Genomic DNA, 16,479 nt, shown 5'->3' on the forward strand with positions numbered 1-16,479 from the left:
GCTAGTCACCTTTAGGTAAAATCGCAATTTGAAACCAGTAATCTTTAAGCTTTTGTATCGCCTCAAACAAAGAATCAAGTTTCACAGGCTTTTGGATATAGGTGTTTGCGCCTAAGTCATAACACTCTTCTATGTCTTTTTCATCATTTGAGGTCGTTAAAACGACCACGGGAATATTGCACAAGCGCTTATCCTGCTTTATTTTTTTTAACACGCGCCTACCATCCAAACCGGGTAAATTCAGATCCAGTAAGATGATCGCGGGTTTCAAATGTTCATCAGACCAGGGCGTATTTAAATAATCCAACGCATCTTGGCCATCTTCGCAACGGTGCAGAGGATTAGATAAATTGCCATCTCTTTTAAAAGCACGCAATGTGGCATAAAAATCATCATCACTGTCTTCAACGATTAGAATAAGTTTACTGTCCTTCATTGTTCTGATTATCGTCCTTTAACGTAAAGTAAAAGCGCGTTCCATTTCCTAGCTCCGATTCATACCATATACGACCACCGTGTCGCTCAACGATCTTTTGTGCGATCGTCAATCCAGCACCTGAGCCTTCCCCAAATTTTTTGGGACTATTCAGCCGTTTGAATATTTTAAAAACCTCATCTCCAAACTGTGCATCAATCCCAATACCATTGTCTTCAACACAACACGCTTTGAGGTTTTCATCAAACCGTATGTTGATAATTTTTTTATCTGATAAGTTATATTTATAGCCATTAATGATTAAGTTGTATAACAGCTCTTCAATTCTAGTTCGATTTCCATAAACTGCTGGAAAATCACCTGAAACAGTAACCTCTGCGTTGTGCTCTTCTAACGATTCTGACAGCCTACTTTTAGTACTTTTAACAGCGGACACCATATTAAACCGCGCCATATCCGGCTCCTCACGTCCCAGCCTTGAGTAGTACATTAAGTCAGATATCAAGCGCTCCATTTTTGCCCCCAAATAGACCAACCTATCCAATTTATACACGCCATCACTGCCCAAGATCGATTCATAGTCCTCCTTTAAAAAGCACGCATGATTTTGAATTGCCCGCAGCGGCTCCTTTAAATCATGGGAAGCGATGTAGGCAAAGTTGTCCAGCTCTTCATTTGATTTTGAGAGCTGCTGAATTAATTTTTCTTTTTCTTGTGCGAGCTTCACCGCCGCTGACACATCTTTCACGACGCAGCAAAATAACTGCGCTTTGTGTATTTCAAATGTAGTGATCCCTAAGTCCAATGGAAACACATGACCATTTTTGAGCACTCCGGCAACCCTCTGTACTTTGCCAATCTCAACACATCCCTCATTCAGCCTCTCCTTATCCCACACACACTGTGCATACTCCGTCCTAAATGGCTCAGCAAGTAGTATGCTCAGCTTTTGGCCAATCAAGTCCCCTCTTTGACGAGCGAATATATGCTCTGCCGTCCCGTTCACACTTCGAATCACTCCGCGGCTATCTAAAGTGATGATCCCGTCAATGGCATTTTCGAGTGTCGCTTTGTGCTCTGCATCCTTAGCGCGAATGATAGATTCTGAAATGAGGGACTTAAGGAGGTAAAACAATGCAACACCCGCCAATAAAGAGATCAGCACACCATTAACAAGCGCAACATAGTGGATGCTAGACTCTTCAGTCACTCCTGTTATTTTCCTTGGCCACACTGCAATATCCCACTGTACACCATACAGTGAAAACGAATGGGTATGCCCTGTTTTGTCATCATAAGTAAGTTCAGCTTCTTTTTTGCTGTACATCACTTCATTACCTGACAAGATTTCAATATTGTGATCTTCAATAAACTTGTGTGGTAATAAGCTGTCTACCAATAGAGACACATCAAAAACACCAAGAATAAAGCCTTCAAATTCACGCCCAACAAAGATTGGGAAATAGGCTAAAAACCCTTTCCCGCCTTGTACTAGCTGAACCGGTTTAGACAGAGTATACGTTTTTAAATCTCTAGCTTGATCTAGCGCTTGTTTACGATTGGCCTCAAAGGTCAAGTCTAAGTCGACCGCTGATTCGTTGCCTTTAAGTGGCACAACCCATTTAACAACATAGTCCTTATTCACCCATTCTACAGCCCTTAAACCCGCATGATCGTTGACATAGTCTTGTGCATCCAGTTGCCACTCTGAAAAAGGCGGCCCTTGACGCGCAATCCAACGGTTTCTCATGCGTTCCAGCGCATTGATGATTGCCGGCATGGAGCTGACAAAGTGATGCTCAATAAGTTCAGACTTTGCAACCGACGTAAGTTTAATTAATAGGTTGTGCTGCTCAATTGAAAGCGACCAAATATGGACCGAAACAAACACGCTGATGATCACACCTGATAAAACCACGGCCACCGCTAACTTCAAGCGCTGTGAAGAGTTTCCAATATTATTTATCAACTAATTATCCTTAGCTAGCTAGGTAAGCATCTAAACGCTCATACAAAGTTAGTAACTAATTGCCCAGTTGGCTAGCTCATTGCACCAGTTTGAACTAGTCTTTTCGTATCAGATTGCTGTATTCGTCTGCATCGTTTGGGCGTATTTTAGGAATAAGGAGCAACAGCAATGAATATTTTACTGGTCGACGATCAGAAAATAGACCGTGAACTTGTCAAAGAAGCACTAAATTGCTCTTTGCAAAAGTTTGATCTCAAGGAAGTCAACAGTGCAGAAGATGGCTTGAGTGCTATTCAAGCAGCCCAATACGACGTTATTCTCTTAGACTATCAAATGCCTAGACGTAATGGTTTGCAAGTGCTGGTTGAATTGAAGTCACAAAAAATGTGTGAATGTTCTGCCATTATTATGCTGACCAACAACAAAGATGAAGAGCTGCTGATCAACTGTATAAATGCAGGCGCGCAAGACCTGTTGCTCAAAGATGAAGTGACCGCCACTCAGCTACTTAGGTGTATAAAACAATCACAAAAAAGAATTGAACTCGAAAACAAGCTCTCAAAGAGCTATCAACAAGTTAAACAACTGGCTGAACGGGATCCGCTTACAGGGTTATTTAATCGTAGTTATTTTGAAACCGCACTCAACTCTCTGCTAGTTAATATGCGTAGTTTAGAGGGCTATGTCGTTGTCATGCTGCTTGATATCGACGGCTTCAAGATGATCAATGACAGCCTCGGTCACTCTGCTGGCGATGCTGTTTTACAAGAGCTTGCGAACAGAGTACGGTATGCTTTTCGTGAAAGTCCGCTATTCGCGCGCCTAGGTGGTGACGAATTTGCTTTTATGTTTTCGGGTGTCCGTGATGCAGATGCTGCGCTTTGTATCGCTGAGCGTGTGTTATCAAGTTTTGAGGCGCCTTTTGTGTTCTCCCAACATGAGATCCACAGTACAGCAAGCATTGGCATTACGCTCAGCGCGTCTAAAACAACCACAGAAGATCTCCTTAAACAAGCTGACATCGCCATGTATAAAGCTAAAAATGGGGGAAAGAATCAAATTTGTTTTTATGATGAATCACTTGAACGGGAATTTTTTAAGCTATTCCAGATTGAAAGAGAACTTAGAGAAGCCATTAAAACCAATGAATTTGAGGTGTATTATCAACCCATTTTAACCAGTACAAGCAATACCGTAAAATCGCTAGAAGCACTTGTTAGGCTGCCAGTTAAGGCATCGGGCGCAAGCCCCGCAGAATACATACACACTTCTGAAAAAACTCGACTCATAGAAGCTTTCGGCCGCCTTATTATCCAAAAAGCACTCTGCCAATATGCCGAACTTTGTCACAGTGACTTTAGCCAATCAATTGAACTTGCTATCAACTTATCTCCTTTGCAAATTCATGACTTAAACTTGCCTACTTTTTTACAGCAGCAAGCAAAACACTACAAGGTTGATTTGACTAAAGTGATCATTGAAGTGACCGAAACCGCCTTGCTTGAAAACAGTGAGTCAACCATGGAGACACTGAGGTCAATAAAGTCAAAAGGATGTAAAATTGCGCTTGATGACTTTGGCACGGGCTTTTCTTCTATTTCTCATCTTTTAAATTACCCAATCGACATTGTGAAGTTTGATAAAAGTTTAATAGAAAGAACATTACAAGATGAAAAAGCCAAAATAATGCTGATAGGGTTGGCGAGTATGTTACACAGTTTATCGATTGAAACGGTTGCGGAAGGGGTAGAGTTTGAAGCCCATGCAACGCTATGTAAGCAAGCCAAGGTATCTTGTTTACAGGGGTATTACTTTTCTAAGCCTTTGTCATTTTCTGATCTTAAGGCAACCCTAAGCAAAATATAAAAGAGTGGAGCAGACCCGCCCACTCCTCTATATCGTTACATCACTTAAGCTTTTTTCACAAACTTAGCAGTAACCATCATTTCGCCAACACCATCTACTTTGCAGTCTAGTTCGTGATCTTTTTTATCGAGAACACGTCTTACAAGCGCTTTCGTACCAATTTTAATAACCTGCGAGCTGCCTTTAATTTTTAAGTCTTTAACAACCGTCACTTTGTCACCATCGACTAACAAAGTGCCATTTGCATCTTTTACTTGTGGCGTGTCGTCTTCTTCTACTGCTGACGGATCCCATTCGTAAGCACATTCAGGGCAGATCAATTGATTTTGATCTTGATATACATATTCAGAGCTACATTTGGGGCAAGGAGGACAAGACATACTTTACTGCCTATATAAGTTTCTTTGTCGCGCATAATAATCCTTAAGCCCGCTATGCGCGAGCAGAAATCTTTATTTTCTTTTGTTTTTCTATTTTAGAAACAGTTTAATGCCGCTTTTTATCAATTTAGTATCCAACTAGCTCACCATACCCTAGCGCATCAAAACCGCCACGACTCTGAACTCGGCCTTCCCAATATGGAATGCTAAGGTTATTGCGCGAATCGGGGTTAATACTTTGTATCTCGATAGGTGTGAAACCGTCTATGTTTAGTTGCCATGCTCTGGGGTAATCTTTTCCTTCTAGCGTAATGCGTTCAAGTACTTTGAGTGATACTTGTTCATTATCGTATGCGTTACTTTGCCCATCTGGACTAATTGATGTTGCACTACAGTATTCATAATTCTGGCCGGCTCCCCGAATACAAAACGCCATCAAGCCCCCTTCTGATGTATCTTTAGCCTGTAGGCTAAACCAATCCCACCCCATTTGATTAGGGTTAATAAATGCTGACGACCACTCTCTATCAAGCCAAGCGCGCCCTGTCACTTGATGGGTTTCCCCTGCGAATTCAACTCGACCACGGGCTTGCAAAAACGGATAGCTATAATACATAGACGCATGACCATCCTGTGTTTTTTGGCTATAACCTGACTTTCCATGCAATACCCTTGGGCTATTATCGAGTACTAGATCCACACGATAACCCGATTCACTGGCTTGTAAGCGCAGTGGTAAATAGGCATCGTCAATGCTGGATAAATGCCAATCTTTAATTTGCGCAGTAAATGGCGCAGCATTGACTTTGACTGAACCAGCACGTCCAGTTCGTTCAAACGCAACATGGCTTTCATTGGTTTGCAATGCAAAATGGGCAAAATAAAACTGCCCGTCCCACCATATGCTATCGTGATTGCTTGCCAGGTTTGGTGTACTCACACGAAAGAGCGTCCACTGCGCTCCAAACTGTTGTTTAGACTCACTTTCGAGATTTGCTGTGATATACCACCACTCAATCCCTTGCGACGGATGTATGCCATGATCCTGTGGAAAAGTCAGTTGCGTGTCAGGCTCAACATCATCACCAATCTGTTGAGAGAAAGAGAACTGAGACTTCGTAGAAGACGATTGTTCACTGCACCCTAGGACGAGTAAAACGGCACTGATTATACATAGAGCAAAACTTTTCATACGACCTCTACAAGCTTGCAACACTGTCCGCGACGTTGCGTCGGACCAATTTAACCAAAGGCACTGCACTGGCAATCAGAGCCAGTAGCAAAACAACCAAACAAAAGCGCAAAATATCAGGCCAATTCAGTACCAATGCCATGCTCCAACCAAACGCGATTGGCATGACATAGGCTAAAAGTACCCAGCCCAATAAAATACCCAAAGGTATTGCTAACACCGTGGTCACCAGTAAAATGACACACGCTTGTAATAACTTGCTCCAAAATAGCTGCGCTCTGGTCACCCCTAATGTTTGAAGCACAGCCATAGGTTGTAGCTGCTGGCGGCCTAACGTTAAAAAGCTCACCCAAATACCAAACAATGCAATCAACATAATGAATAGGTTGAGCGCATGTGTGACTTTGAATGTGTTCTCAAACAACTGCTTGGCAAATGCTTTGAAGGTCTTATTCACACTAATCTGACTACTTTCAAGGCCATAGGTTTGCTTCAATTGCTCAGTGACCTCATCAATGTCTTGGCCTGATTTCAAGGTTAATGAAAACCCGAACGCCTCATAGGCGAGCTTTGCATGGTGTATTGTTGAGGTTGTCACCAATAACGCCGTACTTTGTTCACCATAGTCGTAATATACCCCACTGACTTGGCACTTTACTTGCATCTCGCCTTGGCGCAACTCAACAGTATCTCCTATGTTTATGCCATTGATGCGCCACCCAGGTTCATTCACTACGCAGCGGGCCAATTGTGTTTCCGTTGCCCCGGCAATATGTTGAGATCCTATCGGTTCTCGCCCAAGTAAGGTGATGTGACTATGGTAATTCGCATTGTCCCCAAAGCTGATTAATTTTACATCTACACGTTTGGTCTGTGTATTTATCTGTGCCGGCGCCTGCCAATACACGCCCACTTTGTCGAACCACCCTAAGGCCTCTAGATCGATCCCCATTTGATCAGAAACCACCGATGGCCGAACGTATAAATCTGCACTGAGGCGCTTTTGTAAGTGGCTGTCTAGTGCCGTGCTAAAACTATGTACCATGACCTGCATGCCGATGGCCGCCCCCATTGCCATCAAGGTCGCTAAAACGGCACTGAGGAGCTCATTGATTTGGGATTGGCTATCCGCTTTTATCCATAACAGTAATGGGGATTTCGTAGGCCACCGACTACTAAATGCGCGCTTAAGAAGATGGGGGGTCAGGACAAAAAATGCCATTAACACACAAGCACACAACATCAGAGCCATGAATTTACTGTCTGCGTACTGCCATAACACCACTGCCCCCACCACACTTGAAACAAACACACCTAATGCAGCCACCTTTTTATAACGCTCTGAAATGGTTTTTTGTGAGCCTAAAAAACAAATTAACACCAGCGTGTTCAGCGCAAACCCCAATAGCACCATAGAATAATCTAGGCCAACAATGAGGCTTCGATCCAACTGATAGAAACTGCGCAGTACACGCCCGACATCCGTAACCAGCAGATTCGCCAAAGATACGCCCAGCAATGCGCCTAAGTAAGCAGAGATGAGACCCAAACACAGTAATTCGATAATGACTGCTTGCGTCAGTTTGCGCTGCTGACAACCCAGTACATATAGTTGTCGCTGTAGCCTTTTACGTGCAGCAAATGCCAGTTTAATCGCATTGAAGCTTAAAAAAGCCCCCACGATATACCCTAAAAAAGCCAATGCTTGAAGGTTGAAAAAGAAAGGACCTGAAAGTGTATCAAAAGTCTGATCGGAGGCACGCTCCAAGCGCGCTTTTTGCGCAATGGCCGATGTCATTAACTTAGCATGGCTTTCATCCATATCTATAATCTCAATAAAACTCAGTGCCCCTTCGGCGTTTAACAAGGTATCCGCCAAGCTAATATCCATGAGCGCCTGATAACCGAGCCCTGCCATTGGCCGGATTTGATACTGCGTGCCCTTGATGAGCAAACTCTGGGGAGCCTCTTTTGCACCCAAACGCGTGATCACTTTTGGATCTAAAAACACGGTGTCAAACAGCTGACTTTGGGAGGTGAGAGGTTGATCGTGGGGGGCTTTCTCTCCTCCTTGAAATTGCACCCATTTCAATAGGTCAACACCACGAATATTCAGCCAGCGGCCATCATCTAACTGTACTCGCCCTTCAATGACCGGCTCCATTTTCAAATTGGATTGACGAGATAAGACTTGCCAGAGTGCGTGAGGGATGTGCTTTTCACCCAATTGCGGTTTAATAAAATGGGTCACAGGGTTTGCAAGCAAAGTACTGCTTTGGCTATATCTCTGTGAAGCTTCTAGATTCAGTCCATAAATCGCACTGATCAAGGAACTGCCCAAGCTGAAGCCAAGTATAAATAGTAACAACAACCCCTTATGGCGCATGTAAAACTGCCCATAAGTAAAAAATATTAACCGCAACTCAGTCATATAGCTTTCCGTTTTTAAGCCTGAGCTGCGTTTCAAACTGCCCAGCAAGCCGTTGACTGTGGGTCACCATCACTAAATTAATACGCCTCTCCCTACACAGGGTTTGCAGTAAATCGACCACTTCTTGACTTCTTTCACTGTCTAAGTTGCCGGTTGGTTCATCCGCCAAAATGACTTTCGGCTGATTAATGACAGCTCTGGCTATTCCAACTCGCTGTTGCTCACCGCCGCTCAATTGGTTAGGAAAAGCGCGCAATTTATCTTTTATTCCCAGACGCTCAGCGAGTGTTTCTAATTGCGCATGGTCAACTTTAATGTCATTTAAACGGGCCTGAAAACGGATGTTATCTGCAACGCTCAACGCTTCTAAAAGTTGGTAATGCTGGAAAATCACACCGATTGAACGGCGATACACGGCCAGTTCATTGTCATTGAAGTGAGAGATAAGCTGCCCGTTGACTGTAATTTCTCCATGAGTTGGAACCAGTAATCCAGCGAGCAAATTTAATAATGTGGTTTTGCCAGAACCGCTGTCACCGACCAACGCGACCTGCTGGCCTTCATTAATCACAATAGATAGGTCATCAATTATTTTTCTTTGCGTTGCCCCATCCGTTCTGGAAAAAGTCACCTGCCTTAGTTCAATCATCACCGTCTCTCGCGTTACCTATTGCGGCTAGTGTGCACTAAAATACAATAGGTTATCCAGAGAATAGAGACTGAAAATTATAATAAAATGTAACGCATTGTGAGGTGATTTCAATCACAGCCCCCATACACGTCCCTTTAAAGGGATTGAATGCGCGTGAGGTACACTTAAAACTTGGTTTTCGAGATTATTGGGATTTTGTGCGTTTAGGCCAAAATACATCAAACCGGGCGCCACCTTGATGCCGTTCATTCAACGTAATATGCCCTTCATAGTAATCTAATACCTTTTTCACTAACGCAAGTCCCATTCCGCTTCCTTCAACGACATCCCTTGATTTGAGCGTTTGAAACATTTCAAAAATCTTGGTGCTGTATGTGATAGGAATGCCGGGTCCATCATCGATAAATGAAATTTGGTGGCCACTGGTAAGCGAATTTATTTCAATCACTATCGAGCCACACTTTTTATGATGATGCTTAATCGCATTGCCAATTAAATTCATCGCGACAATTTGAAATGCAACCCGAGGCAGCTGTAATTTGGGGCCATTGATTTTAACAGAAAAATTGTCAGTGTTATCAATCACAGCAAATGCTGAATCCACAACCTCATCGACGAATGTCCATTCCTCATCTTCAAGTCGCTTCTGCACTCTGGAGTAAGCAAGCAGATCATCAAGTAATCTCGACATCCGAATACTGCGACTCTTAATTAATCGAAAACTCTCCGCAGCCCCCTCAGGTAATACCTCAGAATAATCTTCCTCTATCCAACCTACAAGATTTTTAATCGCGTTGAGTGGTGACTTTAAATCATGCGATGCACTGTATGCAAATCGCTCCAAGTCATGATTCGATCTCGTCAGTTTTTTAATGAGGTCTTCTCGTTCTGTCACATCAGTACAAATGCCCAAAACAAAATTTTCTGCATGTTCATCTGTGAATCGCTTCTTTTGTGTATATAAAATTCGCACATCGCCATTAGGAAACTGAATTTTTTCGACTGTTTCGCTATAACCACACGCGAATGCTTCTCGGTCTTTGGCCAAGAATTCTTGTGCTTCAACGGGGTCATAGTCCTCTATGGTTGTAGAGCCAATTACCTTGTTTCTATCAGCTTCGGGGTAAAGCGATAAAAATGCTTGATTAGCACGCACAATTCGAAATTCCGCATCTTTTACAAAAACATAGTTTGGTATACTTTCAATGACTAAATCTAAAAAAGTGGCGTTAAATACAAATTTAGGTGCTGTATTTTTTTCTACTTTATGGTCTGCGGACAGCAATGAAGTCAGGCGCTGAGTCAAATTGCGATTAATTGCAACGTGAGGCAGCCCGTCATCATTAGGCCGGGATGGCGTTTCAATATTGTCCGAGTGTGCAACACACAGTAATGGGGTATATTCGGATAGCTTCTTTGCAATGTCTCCTGTCAAAAAGTGCTCACTTATCAAGATGCAATCGGGCTTGATTTGCATTGCCTTCTCAAGGCCAGATGATGGCATTGAAGACAAGTAAAGTGTGTGTTTTATACGGGTCGCCAGTAAAGCGTGACTGATCTCTTCAATTAGCTCGATGTTATCGGCGATCAGTAAACAATTTAGTTTTAACACTCGTCATATCCATCCGTTGTTGGGAGTAATGCGACATCAAACCAGAAATCTTTGAGCTTTTTAAATGCGATGGCTAAATCGTCAAACTCAACCGGCTTTTGAATATAAGCCGATGCCCCCAAGGCATAACATGACTCAACATCTTGAGGATCACTTGAGGTCGTCAACACTACGATAGGAATAGAGCACATCTTTGGGTCTGATTTTAATTCACGTAATAGTTGCCTGCCATCCAAACCCGGCATGTTCAAATCGACCAAAGCCAACACGGGCCTTTTTATGTGCTCTTGTGATTCATATTTGCCTTCTTTGTATAAAAAGTCTTTGGCATCTTGTCCAGACTGGCACCATTGAATTGGATTCATAAAGTGGCTTTTGCGTAAACTGCGTAATATTGCTTCAAAGTCATCAGGGTTATCATCTACTAGCAAAAGCAAACCTAAGTCTTTGTCCATCCGTCAGTCTCCTAGCTTCAAAGTAAAATTAAAGCAGCTACCGCGGTCAAGTTCCGATTCAACCCAAATCTGCCCATTATGGCGTTCAACAATTTTTTTCACAAAAGTGAGGCCAACTCCAGTACCGCGAACAGAGTCATCCTCTTCATTTAATCTTTTAAATATTCGGAAAATATCTTCGAAAAATCTGCTGTCTATCCCCTGCCCATTGTCCTTCACATAAAATACCTGCGTTTCTAAGGTGTTATTTATTGGTTCGATACTGGACTTTACGCCGATTTCAATTTCTTTGGTGGCAGACCTGTTGTACTTCACGGCATTAGAAATCAGGTTCCGAAACAACTCAGACACTTTAGGCTTGTCACACGTAATACTCGGCAACGCCTTAGGGATAGATAAGTGCACACTTTGAGCGGTTTCTTCTGGCAATGTTAATTCAATGACATTATCAATGAGCGCATTTAAATCCACTTTTTCTACCGCCAGATCTTGGCGACCTAACCGTGAATAATACAGCAGGCTATCAACCAGCTTTTCCATTCGAGTACACAAAAATCGTATCCGCTTGATTCTTCGTACCCCTTCATCTCCCATTGCAGTACCATGATCTTCCTCCAGGAATAACGCATTGTTGGCAAGTCCTCGAAGCGGTTCCTTTAAATCATGAGATGCGATATACGCAAATTGATCTAGTTCTGAATTGCTGATCTGAAGCTTTCGAATATAAGAGTCAATCGCGGCTTCCGCAGCTTTTCGTTCTGATATATCTCGCACCGTGCCCACAAACATGGTTTTGCCCTGTACCACCATTTCATTAACACCAAGCTCCATTGGAAATAGATGCCCACTGTGACGCCTACCAGTGATCTCGCGACCGATACCAATAATTTTTTTATCTCCGGTTTTGTGGTAGTTGTCTAGATACATATCATGCTCGGACTGATACGGCTCTGGCATCAACATCTTTACGTTTCTGCCAATAACATCGCAAGCTCGATATCCAAAAATAGCTTCGGCAGCCGCATTAAAACTGTGGATACAGCCTTTCATATCAATTGTGATGAGTCCATCTAACACCGTATCCATAATGGTTTCGATATGCTCGATATAAGACTTGATAGACTGGTCAGCTTCTTTTCGTTCAGAAATATCCCGCACGGTTGCTAAAAAAACTTTTTTTCCGGTCACTTCCAGTGCACTCACAGATAATTCAACCGGAAAAACGCAACCTGCTTGATGTTTTGCGAGCACTTCCAAGCTCGGAGTAGGCTGTTGCTTATCGTCCTGGATGTGAATACCTTGCAGATATTTAAAATACAGCGGCCTGTATTCTGATGACATTAATGATGCGATGTTTTGACCAGTAACCTGTTGTTGTGAATAGCCAAAAATCTTGGTCGCAGATAGGTTGAAGCTAATTATCTCACCGCATTGGTTGGTTATGATAAACCCGTCTTTGACACTGTCCATCACCGTTTGCAGCTGCAAGTCACCGATTTCCATTCTAATATACGAGCGTCCTAACCGTTAGCCTGAATGACAAGTGTAGTCAATGCAGTGGATCGTTGCTTGATATTAATCTAAAAATAAGTTCCTATTTTAGCGGGTATTTAGTGTGGCATTTGCCATTTTTGTATGATTTCTTGGTATCTACCAGACACTTTGAGCGTATCTAAAGCAGCACTGATTTTTCTCGCGACCTCATCTGGAAAGTTTTGATTGGCCGCTAAGTGCAACTGCGATGGAAAGTCTTCCAATGTGAGCTTGTACTCTAATTGACTTGAATCCAATCCCAGAGCATCTAATTCTCTTTGTATGGTTTGGGTATTCGTCAAAATAAGATCCGTCCGTCCTTTGTAAAGCAAATGCCAGAGGCTTGCATAATGAGACACGAGTACCAGATCATGATCTTCAGAAAAACCAGCGCTGCGCAAGTATTCTTCGCTGTAGTAACCTCGAATAGTACTGATCCGATATTGTTTTGCATGCTCTAAATCCGTCAAATTGAGCTTGTTTTCTTTCAAACCAATTAACGAGGCGGAAATTTTACACATTGTCCCCAAAAACTTGTACCCCTGTTCGCGAGATGGGGTTTTTAACCACGCGAGCATCACAACATTATTCATGGTTTGCAATTCATGGTGTGCTCGTGCCATGGGTAAAATTTCGATTTTGGCATCGAGACCGCTCACTTTTTGGAGCGCGCGCGCTATTTCTACCAAACCGCCATCTGGTTTTCCTGCCTCGTTGATAAAATGATAAGGCGGTAAATCTTCAGCGACAAAACGAATTGTTTGAGCAGCAACAGACCTACTCAAAATCAATGTCACCCCAACCAGCAATGTAATTAAAATAGGATACTTCATGACGTAACTTCACACACCCAGCCACATCGAGTGTGACAATGATTGCTTATAGAGACCAATACCAAAGATAACTACTTTAGTTCTTATTTTTATACATCAAACTAATATCATATCACTATTAATTAGACGCAGTGATTACAAAACAGTAAATTAATTACTAGAATATACCCTGTCTGACCACTGTTCCGAAATTAGTATGCCAAAAGCAATCGATCAACATGAACAATTATCGCAAATTACACAACTGAATGAGCAAGGTAAGTTATACGAAGTTTATCAAAACAATGAGTTACGCTGGCTTTGCATTGATGGTTGTGTGCAAAGCGCGATGTCCCTCTCGCATTCAGATGCGTTGATGTTTCCTCATATGTTGTTTATGACACTCCCTTTACATGTCATGAAAACACCAACCCGTGCGTTAGAGCTTGGTCTTGGTGGTGGCGGAACCCTAAGACACCTTGCTGAACATTACCCAACGTTAAATATTGAAGTTGTGGAGTATGACAAAACGGTCATTGCGCTATACGAAGCGCATTTTAACCCGCAACAACATAACCATACCATCCATTGTATGGATGCGCGTCAATTTGTACGCGACACCACCTCAGCACCTTTTGATTTGATATTTGTGGATGTTTTTGACTCAGCAGAGCCGGTGACCTTTATGTTTGAACCATCTTTCTATCAGGACATAAAAAAACGGGTGACTAAAAGCAGTTGGATAGTGCTCAATACCGTACTTTCTACCCAAGTGCACCTAGAAACGTTACATAAGGTACTGATAGATGTGTTTTCAGGAACCACAATCTACGGATTTAAAGCAGAGCAGTTTGCCAATTTTGTATGGCTTATCAGCACCGATAATCAACCACTGGATCCAATTTGGCGCGCACAAGCACTCTTTGAGTTACATGTATAAGCTTCATCAAGCTGGTACTGCCCTCTCAAAGACTACAGCTGATGATTGTGCTTTTCTATCACGGCAATCTTGTAAGTGGCTTTTAGCATAACGCCCACAGCAACAATATTCAAAACGATGCTAAACCAAGCTTCAAATACCAAAAGCTCGAGATGAAAGTTGCGTAAATAGTTTGCCAATTGGTCGACAATCTCAATAGAGATACCAATCACGATAAGCATAAAGCCATAGTATTCAGAGGTTTCGTTCAGTATTGTGTGTTCTTTTAGACGCGTGTCTTGCTTACTGTCCCAAGCGCGTTTTGACAAAATCTTTCTACCATCCATTACCGCGCCAAACCCAATCAATAAAATGGTGATGGTTGATTCGTTGTCAATGACATTCTGATAACCATGTTCATCCATATGACCAAACAAAAAGCGCAAGTCTTCAACCGTGATATTGGTCACGAGCAAACAAATTAAAATTAACGGAAACAGCAGAAACCAACGGTTTAATACAACCGTGTAAATTAACTGGCTTGTTTTGGATTTTGGCATGTCACGCTCTGCTTCGCGGTAAAGTTACTCTGTCAGGCGGAAGATCTTAGCTATTTAAATTAGATTGACAAGTGTCTGCCTCATTAATCATGACAAAGTTGTAGGCATCCACGCGAGTTATAGTGACATTACTAACCCCATGTGCGCATGGCTTCTCGTTAAATCATCACGGCCACCACTCATCAATGGTCTTAAAAATAGGCCGCTGTTTTTAATGATTCTATCGTGTGCTTTTAACATGCACAGCTGTTAAAAGTTTCCCCTTATTACGATGTTGGCCTGCTACGTCAGGCATCAACAGTCTTTACACACTCTCTCTGGCAATCTGGAATAAGACCGTACGGACTAATTGTTTTAAATCACTTGCCGTGGCTAACGAATCAGGAAGCAATACGGCGGTGATTGATTCTGTATGTGCTTGTAAAAAGGTATCTAATTTACTGGGGCTTACCGTCCCTTCTTGAACCCCTTTAAAGGTCTGCATTAGTGATTTTCTCTGTCTTTGCAATTGCAACATCAGTGCGCTTCGAATGGGGCTTGTTTTGCAGACGTACTTTTTACACACTCTGATAACAATTTCCATAAACAGGGCAATTTCATCATTGTTTTGACTAGAATGATGTAAACTCGCATTTAAAGCTTTTCGCTGTTTTGTATTGGTAATGCTGTTTTTGAAGCCAAGTGCTCTGTCTCCAATTAATTCCATATCGTCACTCGTCAACATTTGGTTTCCAAATCGCGCAAAAAACATCGCTTTATCCGTTTTATTTTTTGGGATAATTATGCGTGTAATTTTAAACTTGTACATTACAAGCTATTACACTTCCAACAGTGAAATTTAGATTTGTTGTGCCCAAAACAAAAAGATACAATGCGACTTTTAATCTGTAGAGCCCGCTATCGTGCAATTTGAAGTTCAAGCTATCGGTCATATCGAATCTCCATACAAACAAAAGTTTGCCATTCCTAGGCAGCCAAGGCTGGTTCCTGAGGCCACCGCAAAATTGGTTTTTTGCGAAGCCTTTAATCGAGAAGAGTTCGTGCGCGGTATCGAAGAGTTTACACATTTGTGGCTCCTATTTAGGTTTCATGAAACCGCAGACAAAGGCTACTCCGCGCTGGTACGCCCACCAAGGTTGGGAGGAAACGAACGCAAAGGGGTCTTTGCGACACGAGCCACGTTTAGACCCAATGGCATCGGTATGAGTGCAGTCAAACTAGAAGGCGTTGAGTACAAGCATGGTCAACTGGCGCTATTGCTATCTGGTATTGATTTGTTGGATGGCACACCGATTGTCGATATCAAACCCTACCTTCCCTACTCCGATGCTTTAGAAGGGGCTTCTGCCGGGTTCGCCGACACACGTCCTGAAACCGAAATGACGGTCTCATTTAGCGAACAGGCGAGCGATTTTATTGACACACAATCGCAGTACCCAGAGTTAAAAAACTTTATTAGCAACGTGTTAAAACAGGACCCTAGACCAGCCTATAAAAAGAAAAAACAACAAACGCAAAGTTATGGCATGAGCCTCTATGAGTTCAATATTCGCTGGCAGGTTGAAGATGCGCATAATCATGTCATCGAAGTAACCCATGAAAAGCAGCAAACCCCAAACAAAGCAAAAGATTAAATATCCGCACAGCGAAAATAACTCTTTT

15 protein-coding genes are annotated in these 16,479 nt (G+C 42.5%); 3 read left to right on the plus strand and 12 right to left on the minus strand.

Features of this window, described 5'->3' with window-relative positions; all coding sequences use genetic code 11:
• Position 1 precedes the first annotated feature (1 nt).
• Together L1286_RS06500 and L1286_RS06505 are read right to left on the minus strand one after the other, a co-directional pair.
• Positions 2 to 436 carry a response regulator gene (locus L1286_RS06500; protein ID WP_235406098.1) on the minus strand — a complete coding sequence of 145 codons (435 nt, stop codon included), beginning with the start codon at positions 434 to 436 and terminating at the stop codon, positions 2 to 4.
• A complete protein-coding gene (locus L1286_RS06505; RefSeq protein WP_235406099.1) occupies positions 423 to 2,405 on the minus strand; it encodes a sensor histidine kinase in 1,983 nt (660 codons plus the stop codon). Before L1286_RS06505 ends, L1286_RS06500 begins: the two co-directional genes overlap by 14 nt.
• A 168-nt stretch (positions 2,406 to 2,573) precedes the next feature.
• On the opposite strand from L1286_RS06505, the gene L1286_RS06510 reads away from it, so the two are divergent.
• On the plus strand, positions 2,574 to 4,271 hold the full coding sequence (locus L1286_RS06510) for a two-component system response regulator (RefSeq protein WP_235406100.1): 1,698 nt from the start codon (positions 2,574 to 2,576) through the stop codon (positions 4,269 to 4,271).
• Between the two features lie 44 nt (positions 4,272 to 4,315).
• On the opposite strand, the gene L1286_RS06515 is transcribed toward L1286_RS06510, so the two are convergent.
• The 8 genes from L1286_RS06515 to L1286_RS06550 all read right to left on the minus strand — a co-directional run bounded on the left by L1286_RS06515 (position 4,316) and on the right by L1286_RS06550 (position 13,359).
• Positions 4,316 to 4,651, minus strand: coding sequence for a zinc ribbon domain-containing protein YjdM (locus L1286_RS06515; RefSeq protein ID WP_063375044.1), 336 nt, complete (start codon positions 4,649 to 4,651; stop codon positions 4,316 to 4,318).
• A gap of 127 nt (positions 4,652 to 4,778) precedes the next feature.
• The gene (locus L1286_RS06520; RefSeq protein ID WP_235406101.1) at positions 4,779 to 5,843 is read right to left on the minus strand and encodes a lipocalin-like domain-containing protein; all 1,065 of its coding nucleotides are present in this window, start codon (positions 5,841 to 5,843) and stop codon (positions 4,779 to 4,781) included.
• Positions 5,844 to 5,850: 7 nt separating this feature from the next.
• Entirely contained in the window at positions 5,851 to 8,274 is a 2,424-nt protein-coding gene (locus L1286_RS06525; protein ID WP_235406102.1) for an ABC transporter permease, read from the minus strand.
• On the minus strand, positions 8,267 to 8,923 hold the full coding sequence (locus L1286_RS06530) for an ABC transporter ATP-binding protein (protein ID WP_235406103.1): 657 nt from the start codon (positions 8,921 to 8,923) through the stop codon (positions 8,267 to 8,269). The genes L1286_RS06525 and L1286_RS06530 overlap by 8 nt, the downstream gene beginning before the upstream one ends.
• A 187-nt stretch (positions 8,924 to 9,110) precedes the next feature.
• Positions 9,111 to 10,538 (minus strand): ATP-binding protein, encoded by a 1,428-nt coding sequence (locus L1286_RS06535; protein WP_235406104.1) that lies wholly within the window; start codon positions 10,536 to 10,538, stop codon positions 9,111 to 9,113.
• Positions 10,532 to 10,993, minus strand: coding sequence for a response regulator (locus tag L1286_RS06540; protein WP_235406105.1), 462 nt, complete (start codon positions 10,991 to 10,993; stop codon positions 10,532 to 10,534). Before L1286_RS06540 ends, L1286_RS06535 begins: the two co-directional genes overlap by 7 nt.
• Before the next feature lie 3 nt (positions 10,994 to 10,996).
• Positions 10,997 to 12,496 carry a PAS domain-containing sensor histidine kinase gene (locus L1286_RS06545; RefSeq protein ID WP_235406106.1) on the minus strand — a complete coding sequence of 500 codons (1,500 nt, stop codon included), beginning with the start codon at positions 12,494 to 12,496 and terminating at the stop codon, positions 10,997 to 10,999.
• 107 nt (positions 12,497 to 12,603) lie between these two features.
• Entirely contained in the window at positions 12,604 to 13,359 is a 756-nt protein-coding gene (locus tag L1286_RS06550; protein ID WP_235406107.1) for a substrate-binding periplasmic protein, read from the minus strand.
• A 196-nt stretch (positions 13,360 to 13,555) separates the two neighbouring features.
• Between L1286_RS06550 and L1286_RS06555 the strand changes: the two genes are divergently transcribed.
• A complete protein-coding gene (locus L1286_RS06555) occupies positions 13,556 to 14,278 on the plus strand; it encodes a spermidine synthase (RefSeq protein ID WP_235406108.1) in 723 nt (240 codons plus the stop codon).
• A 32-nt stretch (positions 14,279 to 14,310) separates the two neighbouring features.
• Here the strand turns inward: L1286_RS06555 and L1286_RS06560 are convergent, their stop codons facing one another.
• Together L1286_RS06560 and L1286_RS06565 are read right to left on the minus strand one after the other, a co-directional pair.
• Positions 14,311 to 14,817, minus strand: a complete 507-nt coding sequence (locus tag L1286_RS06560) for a hypothetical protein (RefSeq protein ID WP_235406109.1) — start codon at positions 14,815 to 14,817, stop codon at positions 14,311 to 14,313.
• A gap of 304 nt (positions 14,818 to 15,121) precedes the next feature.
• Entirely contained in the window at positions 15,122 to 15,541 is a 420-nt protein-coding gene (locus L1286_RS06565; protein ID WP_235406110.1) for a hypothetical protein, read from the minus strand.
• Positions 15,542 to 15,719: 178 nt separating this feature from the next.
• Here L1286_RS06565 and tsaA point away from each other — a divergent pair, with 178 nt between their 5' ends.
• Positions 15,720 to 16,451 carry a tRNA (N6-threonylcarbamoyladenosine(37)-N6)-methyltransferase TrmO gene (tsaA, locus tag L1286_RS06570; RefSeq protein WP_442961684.1) on the plus strand — a complete coding sequence of 244 codons (732 nt, stop codon included), beginning with the start codon at positions 15,720 to 15,722 and terminating at the stop codon, positions 16,449 to 16,451.
• Positions 16,452 to 16,479: the final 28 nt, after the last annotated feature.

Source organism: Pseudoalteromonas sp. SMS1, from assembly GCF_021530565.1.
In the GTDB taxonomy this organism is placed as follows: domain Bacteria; phylum Pseudomonadota; class Gammaproteobacteria; order Enterobacterales; family Alteromonadaceae; genus Pseudoalteromonas.